This window comes from Microbispora sitophila (assembly GCF_014892245.1).
Lineage (GTDB): Bacteria > Actinomycetota > Actinomycetes > Streptosporangiales > Streptosporangiaceae > Microbispora > Microbispora siamensis.
The window spans coordinates 187,736-203,285 of record NZ_JADBGC010000013.1 but is presented as its reverse complement, the minus strand read 5'-3'; the positions used below and the strand labels follow the sequence as shown (position 1 = coordinate 203,285).

At 69.3% G+C, this 15,550-nt stretch carries 16 protein-coding genes; 5 read left to right on the top strand and 11 right to left on the bottom strand.

The annotated features are described in order from the left end of the window. Positions 1-7 precede the first annotated feature (7 nt). The 4 genes from IL992_RS24555 to IL992_RS24540 form a co-directional block, all read right to left on the bottom strand. Positions 8-844, bottom strand: coding sequence for a glycosyltransferase (locus tag IL992_RS24555; protein ID WP_193205716.1), 837 nt, complete (start codon positions 842-844; stop codon positions 8-10). Next, positions 841-2,022: a glycosyltransferase family 4 protein gene (locus tag IL992_RS24550; RefSeq protein ID WP_226873683.1), complete on the bottom strand. Its 1,182-nt coding sequence runs from the start codon at positions 2,020-2,022 to the stop codon at positions 841-843. Before IL992_RS24550 ends, IL992_RS24555 begins: the two co-directional genes overlap by 4 nt. Then, entirely contained in the window at positions 2,012-3,328 is a 1,317-nt protein-coding gene (locus IL992_RS24545) for a nucleotide sugar dehydrogenase (RefSeq protein WP_319018795.1), read from the bottom strand. The genes IL992_RS24550 and IL992_RS24545 overlap by 11 nt, the downstream gene beginning before the upstream one ends. A gap of 111 nt (positions 3,329-3,439) precedes the next feature. After that, a complete protein-coding gene (locus IL992_RS24540) occupies positions 3,440-4,351 on the bottom strand; it encodes a glycosyltransferase family 2 protein (RefSeq protein ID WP_193205714.1) in 912 nt (303 codons plus the stop codon). Positions 4,352-4,502: 151 nt separating this feature from the next. Here IL992_RS24540 and IL992_RS24535 point away from each other — a divergent pair, with 151 nt between their 5' ends. Further along, the gene (locus IL992_RS24535) at positions 4,503-5,312 is read left to right on the top strand and encodes a 2OG-Fe(II) oxygenase (RefSeq protein WP_193205713.1); all 810 of its coding nucleotides are present in this window, start codon (positions 4,503-4,505) and stop codon (positions 5,310-5,312) included. Between the two features lie 3 nt (positions 5,313-5,315). Here the strand turns inward: IL992_RS24535 and IL992_RS24530 are convergent, their stop codons facing one another. From IL992_RS24530 to IL992_RS24520, 3 genes are all read right to left on the bottom strand, one after another. Further along, entirely contained in the window at positions 5,316-6,212 is an 897-nt protein-coding gene (locus IL992_RS24530; protein WP_193205712.1) for an NAD-dependent epimerase/dehydratase family protein, read from the bottom strand. Positions 6,213-6,330: 118 nt separating this feature from the next. Next, a complete protein-coding gene (locus tag IL992_RS24525; protein WP_193205711.1) occupies positions 6,331-7,389 on the bottom strand; it encodes a 2-oxoacid:ferredoxin oxidoreductase subunit beta in 1,059 nt (352 codons plus the stop codon). Continuing rightward, positions 7,382-9,229, bottom strand: a complete 1,848-nt coding sequence (locus IL992_RS24520) for a 2-oxoacid:acceptor oxidoreductase subunit alpha (protein ID WP_193205710.1) — start codon at positions 9,227-9,229, stop codon at positions 7,382-7,384. The genes IL992_RS24525 and IL992_RS24520 overlap by 8 nt, the downstream gene beginning before the upstream one ends. Before the next feature lie 370 nt (positions 9,230-9,599). Between IL992_RS24520 and IL992_RS24515 the strand changes: the two genes are divergently transcribed. Genes IL992_RS24515 through nuoH form a run of 4 tightly spaced genes read left to right on the top strand, consistent with a single transcriptional unit; the run spans position 9,600 to position 12,030 of the window. Next, positions 9,600-9,971: an NADH-quinone oxidoreductase subunit A gene (locus IL992_RS24515; RefSeq protein WP_193205709.1), complete on the top strand. Its 372-nt coding sequence runs from the start codon at positions 9,600-9,602 to the stop codon at positions 9,969-9,971. A 46-nt stretch (positions 9,972-10,017) separates the two neighbouring features. Continuing rightward, the gene (locus IL992_RS24510) at positions 10,018-10,536 is read left to right on the top strand and encodes a NuoB/complex I 20 kDa subunit family protein (RefSeq protein ID WP_193205708.1); all 519 of its coding nucleotides are present in this window, start codon (positions 10,018-10,020) and stop codon (positions 10,534-10,536) included. Then, positions 10,533-11,066 carry an NADH-quinone oxidoreductase subunit C gene (locus IL992_RS24505; RefSeq protein WP_193205707.1) on the top strand — a complete coding sequence of 178 codons (534 nt, stop codon included), beginning with the start codon at positions 10,533-10,535 and terminating at the stop codon, positions 11,064-11,066. The genes IL992_RS24510 and IL992_RS24505 overlap by 4 nt, the downstream gene beginning before the upstream one ends. 10 nt (positions 11,067-11,076) lie before the next feature. Continuing rightward, on the top strand, positions 11,077-12,030 hold the full coding sequence (gene nuoH / locus IL992_RS24500) for an NADH-quinone oxidoreductase subunit NuoH (RefSeq protein WP_193205706.1): 954 nt from the start codon (positions 11,077-11,079) through the stop codon (positions 12,028-12,030). A gap of 6 nt (positions 12,031-12,036) precedes the next feature. Here the strand turns inward: nuoH and IL992_RS24495 are convergent, their stop codons facing one another. The 4 genes from IL992_RS24495 to IL992_RS48505 form a co-directional block, all read right to left on the bottom strand. Then, positions 12,037-12,369: a hypothetical protein gene (locus IL992_RS24495; RefSeq protein ID WP_193205705.1), complete on the bottom strand. Its 333-nt coding sequence runs from the start codon at positions 12,367-12,369 to the stop codon at positions 12,037-12,039. Next, positions 12,366-14,351 carry a hypothetical protein gene (locus IL992_RS24490; protein ID WP_193205704.1) on the bottom strand — a complete coding sequence of 662 codons (1,986 nt, stop codon included), beginning with the start codon at positions 14,349-14,351 and terminating at the stop codon, positions 12,366-12,368. The genes IL992_RS24495 and IL992_RS24490 overlap by 4 nt, the downstream gene beginning before the upstream one ends. 23 nt (positions 14,352-14,374) lie before the next feature. Then, positions 14,375-14,635 carry a hypothetical protein gene (locus tag IL992_RS24485; protein ID WP_193205703.1) on the bottom strand — a complete coding sequence of 87 codons (261 nt, stop codon included), beginning with the start codon at positions 14,633-14,635 and terminating at the stop codon, positions 14,375-14,377. A 100-nt stretch (positions 14,636-14,735) separates the two neighbouring features. Further along, positions 14,736-15,446, bottom strand: a complete 711-nt coding sequence (locus IL992_RS48505) for a ComEA family DNA-binding protein (RefSeq protein WP_319018793.1) — start codon at positions 15,444-15,446, stop codon at positions 14,736-14,738. Positions 15,447-15,550: the final 104 nt, after the last annotated feature.

Genomic DNA, 15,550 nt, shown 5'->3' with positions numbered 1-15,550 from the left:
CTTCCCTTCACCTACTGGTTGTGTCGGTCGCCCAGGTGATCGAGGTCGCGCGTGCCGACTCTCTCCGGGTCAGCGCGCGGTCGGCGAGCAGGACGGCCAGGTAGCAGGCGGCGTCCAGGGGGCTCACGGACCGGGACGCGACCAGCGTCGCGAGCGCGCGAGGTCCGAGCCTTCCCTCGGGCGCCGGCAGACCCAGCTTCGCCAGCTGCCGGTTGCCCAGCCGGACCCGTACGCGCCGGCGCAGGTGCGCCCTGACCGTCCGCGCCGGCCTCACCACCGATCGCGCCTCGTGCACGATTACGCGCTCGTGCGGGCCGAAGCTACGGTGCACCAGCTCGTCGTCGGCCACCACGTCGGGAAGCGGGAACACCCGTGCGTGCCCGGCCCGGCTCAGCGCGTACACGCCGACGCCCGCCAGCGCCCGCCGCGGCTTCAGCAACTGCTCGTGCACGTGGTGGACCCGCCGGGCCGTACGGCTGGTGCCCGACAGGTCCCACATCGGGACAGGCGCGGCGGCCAGCGCGCCGGAATCCTCGAGCGCGGCCACCAGGGCCCGCGCGGATCCGGTGTCCAGCAGCACGTCGGCGTCCAGATAGATGCGGGGGAACACCGAGCACGCCGCATCGCCCAGGCACAGCGCGTTCGCCTTGCCCGGCCGTGCCGACTCCACGACCCTCGCCCCGAGTCGCCGCGCGACCCGCGCTGTCCCGTCCGTGCATCCGTTGGGGACGACGACCACGTCCAGCTCGCCCGGTTCGGCTCCGGCCAGCAACGGCTCCAGGCAGCGGCCCAGGGTCGACTCCTCGTTGAACGCCGGGATGACGACGCTCGCGATCGGCTTCACCGGGTCCGGGCCGCCTCGTACGCCGCGAGCAGCGATTTCCGCGAGTTCTCCCACGACAGTGGGCCGGCGACCCGCTCTCGCCCGATCGCGCCGATCCGGCGGCGTTCCTCCGGGTCGTCGAGGAGCATGGCGATGAGTTTGGCGAACTCCGACTCGTCGTTCGGCGGCGCGTAGACCGCCGCCTCGCCGGCGGAGACCTTCGCCTCACGGAGGTCGAAGGAGACGATCGGGCGGGCCATGGCCATGTACTCCATGACCTTGTTCATCGTGGAGACGTCGTTGAGCGGGTTGAGCGGGTCGGGCGACAGGCACACATCGGCGGTGGAGAGGTAGCGGAGGAGGTCCTCATCGGGGATGCGCCCGGTGAAGTCGACGAGGTCCGACAGGCCGAGGTCGCGGGCGAGCCGGACCATGTCGTCGAACGCGTCCCCCGCGCCGACGAAGGCCGCGTGCCAGTCGGTCCTGTTCTGCTCGTCCCGCAGCTTCGCCAGGGCGCGTAACGCGTAATCCACGCCGTCCTGGGGTCCCATGACGCCGAGGTAGCACAGCAGGTGCGGCTTGCCCTTCCTCAGCTCCGGCTGCGGCGGGACCTCGTGGAACCGCTCGACGGCGGGCGCGCTGCGCACCACGAAGACGTCCTCCGGGCGCTTGCCGCCACGGGTGAGCGCGACCTCCCGGTAGCTTTCGTTGGTGGCGACGACGACGTCGGCCGCCCGGTAGGTGGCCCGCTCGAGGCGGCACACCAGCCGGTAGAGGAAGTCCTGGCCGCGCTGGAACCGTGACAGGTACAGCTCGGGCACCAGATCGTGCTGGTCGAACAGGAACCGGGCACCCCGGGATTTGAGCAGCCTGGCGATCAGGAAGAACAGGTCCGGCGGGTTGCAGGCGTGGATGACGTCGATCGGGCCGAGCCGGCGCGCCAATCGGTAGGTGTGCCAGAGGGCGGAGCCGTACTCGCGCAGGTAACCGAGCGGGCCGCCGGTCGCGGCCTTGAGCGGATAGCGGTGGATCCTGACGCCGTCGATCTCGGCGTACGGCTCGGTGTCGCGTTTGGCGCCCTGCGGGCAGATGACGTGCACCTCCCAACCGGCGTCGCGCAGCGCGAGGCTTTCCTGCCATACGCGCCGGTCGAACGGCACGGACAGGTTCTCCACCAGGATGAGTGCCTTACCAGCCAAGTCCCACGTATCCCGGGTGTCGCCGACGCTCCTCGGCGTCGGGCAGGCGGATGAGATCGACGACGTTCCTGTCTCCTGCGTGGACGAGTGCGTCCAGGACCGCGGGATCATCGCATCCCACGACGCAGACCTCGGCGTGCGCGAGCACGTCTTCGGCCGAGTTGGACAGCAGCTCGCTCAGGTGCGGTAGCCGGCTCTCAATGTAGTCCCGATTAGCCCCGATAAGGCGAGACATCGAAACATTGGCGTCGTAGATGCGAAGGTCGTAGCCCTTGCCCAGGAGGCGCTCCGCGAGCTCGACCAGAGGGCTCTCCCGCAGGTCGTCGGTGCCCGGCTTGAACGACAGGCCGAACAGCCCGATCCGGCGCTTGCCGGCCGCGACGACCAGGTCGAAGGCTCTGCGCAGGTGCTCCTCGTTCGACGGCAGCACATGGGACAGCAGCGGCACCGCGACGTCGGCCCGGTGCGCCGCGTAGACGAGACCACGCAGGTCCTTGGGGAGACACGAGCCGCCGAAGGCGAAACCGGGGCGCAGGTAGGCGGGGCTCACGTTGAGCTTGGTGTCGGCGAGGAACACGTCGATCACCTGGTGGGAGTCGACCCCGAGAGCGGCACAGACGGCGCCGAGCTCGTTGGCGAAGGCGATCTTCAGGCCGTGGAACGAGTTGTCGGCGTACTTCGTCATCTCGGCGACGGTCACCGGCACCCGGAACACCCGTCCCGGCAGCCCCTCGTACAGCCTGGCGACCATGTCACCGCTGGCCGGATCGAGCTCGCCGATGACGGTCTTCGGCGGGTCGAAGAAGTCGCGGACGCTCGTGCCCTCCCGCAGAAACTCCGGATTGACCGCCACGCCGAAGTCGACGCCGGCGGTGCGGCCCGAGGCCTTCTCCAGGATGGGGACGAGCACCGAGGCGGTGGTGCCCGGCAGCATCGTGCTGCGGAACACGACGGTGTGCCAGTCCTGCCGGTCCGCCAGCGCCTCGCCGATCTGCTCGGCCACCCGCTCCAGGTAGGCGGTGGACAGGCTGCCGTTGGACGCGGAGGGAGTGCCGACGCAGACCAGCGACAGCTCGCTCTCCCTGACGGCTTCGACGGCATCGGTGGTGGCGCGCAGCGCACCGGAGGCGACGACCTGGGCGGTCAGCTCGCCGATCCGCTCCTCGACCACCGGCGCCCGGCCACGCCCGATCAGGTCCACCTTGAGGGGGTTGACGTCCACGCCGACGACCTGGTGACCCCGCGCCGCCAGGCAGGCGGCCGACACGCAGCCGACGTAGCCGAGCCCGAACACGCTGATTCTCACCGGCAGGCCCCCTCGTCACGACAGCATCCCCTCAGTAGTCGCGTGCGTCGCGTCGATCGTTACGGTGATCGGGTATCGGGCGCCTCTACGGAACCGTTCCGGTATGGCTCTTCACTCGGGCAGAGCCTGGATGCGGCGTGAGGGGCGCAGTAGCCACACCACCGCTTCGCGCGCCGCTCGTCGCCCGCGTAGCGCGCGGATGCTCTCGCCGACGACCACGGCGAGGTAGTAGGCCATGGTGGAGACGGGGCCGCGGCGTCTGCGGAACAGCCTGACCTTGTTCACCGTCAACAGCGCGGCCAGCATGGGATTGATCTTGGCGTCGCCGCCGATGTGCTCGACGGTGGCGGCCGGCTCGTACCAGAGGGACCAGCCACGCTCGGCGGCACGCAGCGCGTACTCGGTCTCCTCGCTGTACAGGAGGAAAGATTCGTCCCACGGCCCCACCTCGGTCAGCGCCTTCACCGACATGAGGAGGGCGGCACCCGTCGCCCATTCGGCCTGCCCCGCCCGCTCGTAGACGGCAGGGTCGGTGATCACTTCGCCGAGGGCGGCGATGCGCCCGGCCAGCCGCCCGCCGATCAACGCCTCCGCCCACGCCCGCCGTACGCTCGGAGCCCGGCGCAGGGAGGGATGGGTGTGGCCGTCCAGGCCCACCAGACGTGGGGCGGTGATGCCGCGGCCCGGTTCGTCCAGTGCCGCGGCGAGCGGCGCCAGGCAGCCCGGCCGCAGGCGGCAGTCGGGATTCAGGACCATGACAGCGTCGAGCCGCTCCAGGTCCAGGGCGGCCACGCCCGCGTTGAAACCGGCCGCGTACCCGGCGTTCCTGCCGACCTGCACCACGGTCGCCCCGGCTCGCCGGGCGATGGCCGCCGACTCGTCCTTGGAGGCGTTGTCCGCGACGACGATCTCGCGCAGATCGACGCCCCGCGCTCCGGCCGCCAACGAATCCAGGCACCCTCCGAGGATCTTGGCACTGTTGTAGGTGACGATCACGACGGCGACGCGGGGGGTGCCTGGCATGCGGGCCTCCGGGGCAGGGCTCCGACGGTTGCGACGTTCCGGCCACGCGCATGCTAGCGCCTCAGGCGTCGGCTCTTTCCCTGTAACGAGCGGACTTCTCCGCCACGATATGTACACCAGTGGGATCGGCAGGTTCGAGGGGGTTGGCGGCATGCACGATGTTCAGGCGTTCACCTTCAGGCGTGAGGAGTTGTTCCCCATCGCCGATCGGCTGCGCGCGGATTTCCTCGACGCCAAGCCGTTCCGGCACGTGGTCATCGACGATTTCCTGCCGCCCAGCGTGCTGGAGCCCGTCCTGTCCGAGTTTCCCGAGCCTCGCGACGCCAGTTGGCAGCGGTTCGACGACGCCCGCGAGATCAAGCTCGCCCTGGCCGACACGGAGAAGATGGGCCCGGCGACCAGGGCCCTGCTCGCCGAGTTCAACGGCGGTGTGTTCGTGGAGTTCCTGGAGCGGCTGACCGGGATCAAGCACCTGGTGTCCGACCCTCACCTGGAGGGCGGCGGCCTGCACCAGATCCGCCCGGGCGGCTTCCTGAAGGTGCACGCCGACTTCAACAAGAGCCGCAGGCTCAACCTCGACCGGCGGCTGAACGGCCTGCTCTACCTGAACAAGGACTGGGAGGAGAGCTACGGCGGACACCTGCAGCTGTGGAGCAAGGACATGACCGTCTGCGAGCACAAGATCCTGCCCGTCTTCAACAGGTTCGTGCTGTTCGCCACGACGGACGACGCGAACCACGGCCACCCCGATCCGCTGACCTGCCCGGAGGACCGGGCCCGGCGATCCATGGCGTTGTACTACTACACCAACGGCCGTCCCGAAGAAGAGGTCACCGAGGACCACACGACGTTGTTCAAGGAGCGGCCGGGAGAGACATGGAAGTTCAACGCCAGGCAGGTCGCCAAGCGCTGGACCCCGCCCGCCATCGTCGAACTGTTCGGTCGCGACAGGGGAAAGTGACCGTCACAGCCGCCGGCCGTACCACTCCAGGGTGCGCCTGAGCCCCTCGTCCACGGGCGTTCCGGCGCGCCATCCCAGCACCTCGGCGGCTTCCTCCACATGGGCGAACCGCTCGACGTCCATGACGCGCTCGGGCCGCGTGCCGAACGGCGGCGTCGCCGTGCTGCCGGCCAGCTCATACAGCCTGCTCACGATCTCGCGTACGGCGATGCCGTCGCCGGTGCCGATGTCGAAGACCCGGCCGACCGCCTCCTCCCTCTCGGCGGCGAGCACGAACGCCTCGGCCACGTCGTCGACGTACACCCAGTCCATGCGCCGCTTCCCCGCCGTCAGCAGCGGCTCCTCGCCTCGCAGCAGGCACAGCGTGACGTAGGGGACCACCTTGGTGGTGTCGGGCTGGCCGGGGCCGTACGCCATGGCGATCCTGAGGACGGTCACCGGGACATTCCACAGCTGGTGGAACAGCCGCGCGTACCCCGTCGCGGCCCACCGCGCGACCGCGTACGGGGACGAGGTCAGCGTCTCGCCCAGCTCCGACCGGGCCTCCTCGATGGAGCCGGCCATCACGACCCGGACGCCGGCGCCGCGTGCGGCGTCGAGCAGGTTCACCGATCCCATCACCGTGTTGGTCAGCGTGGGCATCAGGGACTCGGCGCCGCGCGAGCCGGTCACCTCTCCGGCGAGATGGAAGACGACGTCCGGCCGGACGGAGCGGACGAGCTCCCCGGTGGCCTCGGCGTCCCTGAGGTCGACGGTGTGCCAGATGAGCGTGTCGTCGGCGACCTCCCGCCTGCTGACGCCGTGCACCTGCGCGCCCAGGGAGGTCAGGCGCAGGGCGAGCCGGGATCCGATGAATCCGGTGGCGCCTGTCACCAGGACACGGCTGCTGTCCCACCTCATGGAGGCCTCCCTGACACGTCGCGTGGATCATGCTCTAGGCGAGAAGCCTATTCATGCGGGAGACGCCGTGCGGGTTTTCCGTGAGGGGCGGCCCGTTGGGAGCCGCCCCTCGGATACGTCAGCCGATGGTCCAGGTGTCGCCGCCGTGGAGCAGGTCGGCGAGGCTGCCCGTGCCCTTGTCGGCCGTGGCCGTCTGGACCTGCTCGTTGAGGAGCTGGTCGTACGACGGCCGGTCGATGGAGCGGAAGACGCCGATCGGCACGTGCTCGAACGCCGGCTCGTCCAGCCGCGACAGCGCGAACGCCAGCGACGGGTCGGGGTTGTGGGCGTCGTGCACGAGGATCTCGCCGTCGGAGACCTCGGCGCGGCGCACGACCTCGACGCCGCCCGTGGGCGACAGCCGTACGGCGCGCTCGTTGTCGCCGGTGCCGAACACGATCGGCTGCCCGTGTTCGAGCCGGACGGTGATCTCGTCGCGGGTGCCCGGGTCCTTCAGCGTGTCGAAGGCGCCGTCGTTGAAGATGTTGCAGTTCTGGTAGATCTCCACCAGCGAGGCGCCGCGGTGCTCGGCGGCCTGGCGCAGCACGCCCTGCAGGTGCTTGCGGTCGCTGTCGATGGTCCGGGCGACGAACCCGGCCTCGGCCCCGAGCGCCAGCGAGATCGGGTTGAACGGCTTGTCCAGCGACCCCATCGGCGTCGACTTGGTGATCTTGCCGACCTCGCTCGTGGGGGAGTACTGCCCCTTGGTCAGGCCGTAGATCCTGTTGTTGAACAGCAGGATGTTCAGGTTGACGTTGCGGCGCAGCGCGTGGATCAGGTGGTTGCCGCCGATCGACAGCGCGTCGCCGTCACCGGTGATCACCCACACCGACAGGTCCGGCCGGGAGGCGGCCAATCCGGTGGCGATGGCCGGAGCCCGCCCGTGGATCGAGTGGAACCCGTAGGTGTTGAGGTAGTACGGGAAGCGCGAGGAGCAGCCGATCCCGGAGACGAACACGATGTTCTCGCGCTTGAGCCCCAGTTCGGGCAGGAAGCTCTGCACCGCCGCCAGGATCGCGTAGTCACCGCAGCCGGGGCACCAGCGCACCTCCTGATCGGACTTGAAGTCCTTCAGCGTCTGCTTGGCGTCCGTACGGGGGATGAGGGCCAGGCCCTTGCCATTGAGGGTGTCAGTCACTTTCGATCACGTCCTGAATGACGGCGGCGAGCTCGGCGGCCTTGAACGGGAGCCCGCGCACCCGGTTGTAGCTGATCACGTCGACCAGGTAACGGGCCCGCAGCAGCATGGCGAGCTGGCCGAGGTTGATCTCCGGCAGCAGCACCTTGTCGTAGGAGCGCAGCACCTCGCCGGTGTTGGCCGGCAGCGGGTTCAGGTGCCGCAGGTGCGCCTGGGCCACCTTGTGCCCACTCGCGCGCACCCGGCGGGCCGCCGCCGCGATCGGCCCGTACGTCGAGCCCCAGCCGAGCACGAGCACCCGGGCGTCGCCGTCGGGGTCGTCGACCGTCAGGTCGGGCACGTCGATGCCGTCGATCTTGGCCTGGCGCAGCCGCACCATCTTGTCGTGGTTGTCGGGGTCGTAGGAGATGTTCCCGGTGCCGTCGGCCTTCTCGATGCCGCCGATCCGGTGCTCCAGCCCCGCCGTGCCCGGCACCGCCCACGGGCGGGCCAGCGTCTCCGGGTCACGCAGATAAGGGAGATACGTCGTGCCGTCCTCATCGTTGGGCTCGGTGGTGAACAGCACCGAGATGTCCGGCAGCTCGTCGATGTCCGGGATGCGCCACGGCTCCGATCCGTTGGCCAGATAGCCGTCCGACAGCAGCATGACCGGCGTGCGGTACTTCAGCGCGATCCGCGCCGCCTCGATCGCCATCGTGAAGCAGTCCGACGGCGTGGCCGCCGCCAGCACCGGCACCGGCGACTCGCCGTTGCGGCCGTACATCGCCATCAGCAGGTCGGTCTGCTCGGTCTTGGTCGGCATACCCGTGCTCGGGCCGGCCCGCTGCACGTCCACGATGATCAGCGGCAGCTCCGTGGTCACCGCGAGGCCCACGGTCTCGGCCTTGAGCGCGATGCCCGGGCCGGAGGTCGTGGTCACGCCGAGCGACCCGCCGAAGGCCGCCCCGAGAGCGGCGCCCACGCCGGCGATCTCGTCCTCGGCCTGGAACGTCCGGATCCCGAACCGCTTGTGCTTGGACAGCTCGTGCAGGATGTCGGAGGCCGGGGTGATCGGGTAGGACCCGAGGAACAGCGGCAGCTTCGACTGCACCGACGCCGCGATCAGCCCGTACGCCAGGGCCTGGTTGCCGGAGATGTTCCGGTAGGTGCCCGGGCGGAGCGTGGCCGGCTTGATCTCGTAGGAGACCGAGAAGGACTCGGTCGTCTCGCCGTAGTTCCAGCCCGCCTGGAAGGCCGCGATGTTCGCCTTGGCGATCTCGGGCTTCTTGGCGAACTTGGCCTCGAGGAACTGGATCGTCCCCTCGGTCGGCCGGTGGTACAGCCACGACAGCAGCCCGAGCGCGAACATGTTCTTGGCCCGCTCGGCGTCCTTCTTGGAGATGTCGTAGCCCTCGAGCGCCTTGACCGTCAGCGAGGTCAGCGGCACCGCGTGCAGGCGCCACTCGGCCAGTGAGTCGTCCTCGAGCGGGTTGCCGTCGTAGCCCACCTTGGCCAGGTTGCGCTTGGTGAACTCGTCGGTGTTCGCGATGATGTCGGCGCCCTTGGGCAGGTCCCCGAGGTTCGCCTTCAACGCGGCGGGATTCATGGCGACGAGCACGTTGGGCGCGTCGCCGGGGGTCAGGATGTCGTGGTCGGCGAAGTGCAACTGGAAGCTCGACACCCCGGGCAGGGTGCCGGCGGGAGCGCGGATCTCCGCCGGGAAGTTGGGGAGCGTCGACAGGTCGTTGCCGAACTGGGCCGTCTCCGCCGTGAACCGATCACCGGTGAGCTGCATTCCGTCGCCGGAGTCACCCGCGAACCGGATGATCACGCGGTCGAGTTGCTGAACCTGCTTGGTCACAGCTCCTCAATCCTCCTTGACGCGCCCAGGCCTGCCTGCTGGTGGCACGTTGTCATATCCATGCTAGATCCATCGGGGTCACGCTGGTTTTTCGCAGATGCGCACTTGAGGTGCGCTCTACCGGGACTTTCCGCACCTGTGGCGCGTTCCCGCTGGTGCCTCGGCCGCCGGGGGGCGGCGCACCGTCAGCTTCGCGAACCGTCCGGGCGACACAGGCCCGACGCGAGCCGGCACAGGTCCAGGTGCAAGCGGGCGACGAGCTTGATTCGGGTCACGATCCTCAACTATATGCGGGGGACCCGGATGTGACCGTCAGGTGTTCAGCCCTTGAGATCGTGCCGGGGTTATTCTCGAGACCTGGGAGGCGGTTATGAGTGGATACTTCGGCTCATATGCCGTGGTCGTCGTCCTCTTCCTCGTCGGGATGGCGATCTTCACGGGCGGATTGTTCGTGAACCGCATGTTACGTCCCAGCCGGCCGACCCCCGAGAAGCTCACGACGTACGAGTGCGGGGTCGATCCCGTCGGCGAGGGCTGGGCGCAGTCGCAGATCCGCTACTACGTCTTCACGTACCTCTACGTGGTCTTCGCCGTCGACGCCGTCTTCCTCTTCCCCTGGGCCACCGTCTTCGCCGCCCCCGGGTACGGCATGACGACGCTGGTGGAGATGTTCGTCTTCCTCGCGTTCATCGCACTCGGCATCCTGTACGCCTGGCGCAAGAGGGTGCTGGGCTGGACGTGACCCGACCGGCTCCGGGGAGGACAATGGAGGGCATGGCGGTGACCGCATGCCCGTGAACGATCTCCCGATGCCCACGGTGGGGCCGATGTCCCGGCTGGCGCCCAAGCCCATGAAGTTCGTGTTGAACTGGGGCCGGCGCTACTCGCTGTGGGTCTTCAACTTCGGGCTGGCCTGCTGCGCCATCGAGTTCATCGCCACGTCGATGAGCAGGCACGACTTCATCCGCTTCGGGGTGATCCCGTTCGCCAACGGTCCCAGGCAGGCCGACCTGATGATCGTGTCGGGCACGGTGACCGACAAGATGGCTCCCGCCGTACGGCGGCTGTACGAGCAGATGCCCGACCCCAAGTACGTGATCTCGTTCGGCGCCTGCTCCAACTCGGGCGGGCCCTACTGGGACTCGTACTGCGTCACCAAGGGCGTGGACCAGATCATCCCGGTCGACGTGTACGTCCCCGGATGCCCGCCCCGCCCCGAGGCGCTGCTCCACGGGATCATGAAGCTCCAGGAGAAGATCGCCGGCGAGACGCTGGAGGACCGCTACCTGCCGGGGGCGGGGACATGAGCGCCGCCAAGGCCCTGCGTGAGCGGTACGGCTCACGCGTCACCGACTCCTTCGGCCAGGACGTGCTCGACGTGGACCCCGGCGAGTGGATCGACGCGCTGGCGTTCGCGCGCTCGGCCGGGTTCGAGTTCTTCGACTGGCTGACCGCCGTGGACGAGCCGCCCGAGGCGTTCTCCGTCGTGGCCCACGTGTTCGACCCGGTCGCGTTCGCGCACCTGCTCGTGCGCACCCGCGTGCCGCGCGCGGACCCCCGCCTGCCGACCGCCACCGGCGTCTTCCGGGGGGCGAACTGGCACGAGCGGGAGACGTACGAGATGTTCGGCGTGGTCTTCGACGGCCATCCGGACCTGCGCCCGCTGCTGCTGCCGGACGGCTTCGAAGGTCACCCGCTGCGCAAGGACTTCGTGCTGGCAGCCCGGGTGGCCAAGGCCTGGCCCGGCGCCAAGGAACCGGGGGAATCCGACCACGGCTCACCGAGCCGCCGCAGGATGCTGCCCCCGGGCGTGCCACCCGACTGGGCCTCCGGGTGAGAGGGATTCCATGGCCGAGGTGCTCGACATAGCGGTCCGGCTGGTCGTCGTGGTGGCGGCGTTCCTGCTGCTGCCGCTGATCGTCGGGCAGATGGAGCACAAGGCCATGGCCCACATGCAGTCCCGCCTCGGGCCGATGTACGCCGGCGGTTTCCACGGGTGGGCGCAGCTCCTCGCGGACGGCGTCAAATTCGCCCAGAAGGAGGACGTCATCCCGGCCGCGGCCGACCGGCGGGTCTTCGCGATCGCCCCTGCGGTGGCGCTCGTGCCGTACCTCGTCGTGATGGTCGTGATCCCGGTCGGCCCCGGGCTGGCGGCCGTGGACCTCGACGCCGGGCTGTTCTTCGTGCTGGCGGTGATGGGCGTCGGCGTGCTCGGCGCGATCATGGCCGGGTGGGCCTCGGCCAACAAGTACAGCGTGCTCGGCGGCATCCGGGCGGCCGCCCAGCTCATGTCGTACGAGCTGCCGTTGGTGCTCGCCGCCTCCAGCGTGGCGATGGCCGCGGGCACGCTGTCCCTGCAGGGCATCGCCGAGCAGTGGCGCTGGTGGTGGCTCCCCTGGCAGGCGATCGGGGCCTTCGTGTTCTTCGTCGCCGGCCTGGCCGAACTGCGCCGGCCGCCGTTCGACATGCCGATCGCGGAATCCGAGATCATCATGGGCCCGATGACCGAGTACGCCGGGTTCCGCTTCGCCCTGTTCATGCTGGCCGAGTACGCCGGGATCGTGGTGTTGTCCGCCCTCACGACCGTGCTGTTCCTCGGCGGCTGGCAGGGGCCCCTCCTGCCCGGCCCGGTGTGGACGCTGCTCAAGGTCTTCGCCCTGGCCTTCGTCGTCATCTGGGTGCGCGTCAGCTACCCACGGCTGCGCGAGGACCAGCTGCAGAAGTTCGCCTGGACCGTCCTGGTGCCCCTCGCCCTCCTCCAGCTCGCCCTCACCGGCGTCGTCAGGGTCCTCATCGCCTGAGCGGCCTCACCACGGGCACTTCCACCCCGGCCACCCCGCCGTCGCCTCGTCCTCCCACGCCTGCAGCGTCTTACCCGCGTAGACAGTCTCCTCGTGATCGCTTTTCCAGGTCACGAGTTCGGCGCTGGGCTGCACCTTCGTGTCCCTCAACCACGGCTGCTGCTTGAGGTGTGCGGGCGGAATCTTGTCGTGATCGACTAGGCACTGCACCACCGCCACGAGCGCCGCGTCGCGTCTCTTCGCCTCGTCGTTGGTGGAAGGAGGCCGCCTTTCTTCGGTGCACCCCACAAGCAGGACGGGCAGACACATCGTGAGCACCGCGAGCTTTGTCGCTTTCACTGCTGCATCCTCATGGCAATCTGCGCTTCCGTGATCCAATCTGTGAGCGTCCTTCCCGCGTACCGGCTGTCGGCGTGCAGGCTGATCCAGTCGACCAGGGCGGCATCGGGAACGACGCGCCCGTTTCTCACCCAACTCGCATGGGGTGGCGGGTCCGCTGCTCCCGCGTCTATAAGCCCTTGGACGACAGGCACTTCTACTTGGAAGACCTGTTGCCGGGATGCATCCATATTGGCTTTGAGGGCCTTCAGGGCATGTCCTGTATCGAAGGCCTCGTTCAAGGCAGGCGTAGCGAGGGCGGTGAGGATTTGTGTGATCGTCCCAGGCCCCAAAGGATTGGAGAAGCCGAGGGCGCCGAACCCGCCGCTTCCCGTCGCGAGCAGCATCTGGTTTTTGGCGGCCTCCTCGTCTGCGCGTAGCTGTCCCTCGAAGTGATGCGTGTTCTCCACTCGCTGGATCAATCCGAAGAGCCCGCCCATCTCCCTGAGATAGTTCCGGTCTGAAGGGTCCTGGATGGTAGCTGCGACGGCCGCGCTCACACGAGAGGCCATCAAACCCTTGAACACGCCGAACTCCTCGGGCTTCTGCAAGGCCTGTATGAAAAAGCCCTCAAGCTCATCGACCTTGTTGATGGCCACCCAGGGGTTTGAAGTCTTGTTTCCTTGCTGCAGAGCGCCGGAGGCGAAATCGTGATTCACCGACTGTGCGAAATCGGGAAGGTAGCGGCCGGCAACGTAGATCAAGGCTCCGCGAATCCCTGCGGGAAGAGTAGTGCCGTGGTGGAGCTTGGAGAATTCGGCGGTGGCTTGGACGATGTGGACGACGGACCAGGCGGACTCCTTGGCGTCGAGGGAGGTGCCGCGCTCGGCTGAGACGGCGGCTTTGAGGAAGGCCGCGGTGGGAGCGGAAAGGTCCACCTGGCCGGTGGGGGGAAGCGTGCCGCCCGGGTGCACGTACGAGCTCAGGAAGGGCCCCGGGTCGTAACCGGGGGTGTGCCAGGAGTCGCTGACGAGCATGCGGGCGTACGTGAGGCCGGTGGCGGGATCGCCCAGCACGTGCCGGGCGGCCAGGCCGTTCTCTGCGGCCCGCTTGAGGACGGCCCCCACGGCGTCGTACTCCGCCATCAGCCGCTGCTGACGTGAGGCGTCGGCGTCCGTCTCCAGCTCGCCGCGGGCAGGCGGCCAGATCGTCTTGCCGGCGGCGCGGGCGTCGAGCATGGCGCGGGTCAGGTCGGCGAGCAGGCGGGAGTCCCATGACCTGCCCTCGGGGCCGTACTTCACGAGCATCCCCACCGACCAGGGGTCGGAGTTTGCGGTGAGGGCGGCGCGGGTCTCGGCGGGCAGGAGGGGCCGGCGGTCCTCTCCCGTGCCGACGCGCATCTGGCTGGCGGCGGCCAGGGACGCCCCGAGCGCCGGCAGTATGCTCACGCTCTCCGCGCTGAACAGGGCGGTTCCGGCCCGTTCGTACAGCGCACGGGCCGCCCGCAGCGCGAGCGGCCCCGCGCCCGCCCAGAAGGCCGCCTGGTAGTCCTTGTCGGTGAGGTGCTGCTGCAGGCGCTCCGACAGCCCTGACAGGGCGATGCGCGTGTCCTCGGGGTTTTTGCCCGCCGCGAGGGCGGCGGTCAGTGCCTCGGCGTCGCGCTTGCCCTGGTAACCGCTCTGCCCGGTCGCCTCCCAGTCCAGCCGTACGTTCGGGGGGCGGTTGAAGGTGAGCCCGGGGACGCCGGGCGCGCGGGTCAGTGCGTTCCAGCCCTGCTGCCTCGCCAGTTCGTACGCCCTGGTCGTGCGGGCGTCCATGTCGCGGACGTCGTCGAGCGCGGCGGCGATCAGGCCGGGCAACGACGTCGTTCCGACTTCGCTCCCCCATTTCTGCATTTTCTGCTGTATGAGCGGACTGTGCCGGGCCAGCAGATCGTGGAGTTGTTCGAGCCGTTTGGTCAGCTCCTGGAGATTCGCGGGATCGACTCCGACGAATTCGCCCACGGCATTCCTTCCGTTGCGGCGGTCTACGAGGCGGCTTTCCGGCGCTCCGCCTCCTCCACGCGGGCGATCAGGCGCGGCTGCTCGGCGAGTACGGCGTCGAACAGCCTGGTGAGCTGGGTTTTACGGGCGTTCCAACCGGCGGCCCAGCGGTCGGCCGCCGGGCCCTGCCAGGTGTGGTCCCCGAACATCGCGGGGACGGCGGTGAGCGCCTGGAGAACGTCCCGTACGGCGGTGGCGGCCGCGGCCATGTCCGCCCTGCATTCGGCGATCTCGGATGACGTCACTGGCCCCTCCCGCTGTCACGGCTGACGCACCCTAAAGCCTAAGGAAACGCCGATGGCCCAGCCAGGGATATGTGCGACGACAACCGGGATTACCGAATGACTATGGGAGGAAAATGCCGTATTCGGCGAGGTCGGCGGTGAGGTGCGGGGGCAGGGAGGCGGCGGCGGACACGTCCTCGGCCGAGACGAAGCCGCCGACCTGGTCGCGCACGCGCACGATCTGCTCGGCGAGCGCGGGCGTCAGGCCGGGCAGGTTCGCGATCAACGAAGCGGGGGCGTGGTTGACGTCGACGAGGCCGCCGTCGTCGTACTGCCGGGGCAGGTCGGGCCGCCCGATCCGCAGTTCGCGCGCCATCACCGGATCGTGCTGCGCCAGTTCCCTGGCCTGCCGCCGCAGCGCTCGGCGGTGCTGCGCGAGCGCGATCGCCTGCTTGTTCCCGGTCTCGTACGGCGCGGCGTCGCCGAACACCTGTCTCCTGACCGCGAGGGAGTGCACGGTGCCGAAGAGCCAGGGGCCGAGCATGCACAGGACCATGGCAACGGACGCCAGAACCGGCGCCTCCGTCGCCTCGTACAGCTCGGCGAGGTAGATCCACAGGCCGGTGGCCGTGGCGTACCCGGCGGAGGCGAGCCCGTACGTCACGCTGCGGCGGCGGATGGCCGCGTACATCATGCTGAAGGGAGTGCCGAAGCCGCAGGTGTACAGCGGGGCGAGCGCCCACAGGTAGCTGGGGGCGCTGGAAGGCCGCTGCAGGGGCGGCGGCGTCGGCGGAATCGGTGGCGGCAGAGGTGGCGGCGGAGGTGGCGGCACAGGTGGCTGTGCGGGCGGCGGCGGATAGACGCCGTAGGGCCCCGGCTGCCCCTGCTGCCCGTACGGTCCCCGGTGCCGGGGTCCCTGGGGACCCCCTGGGCCCT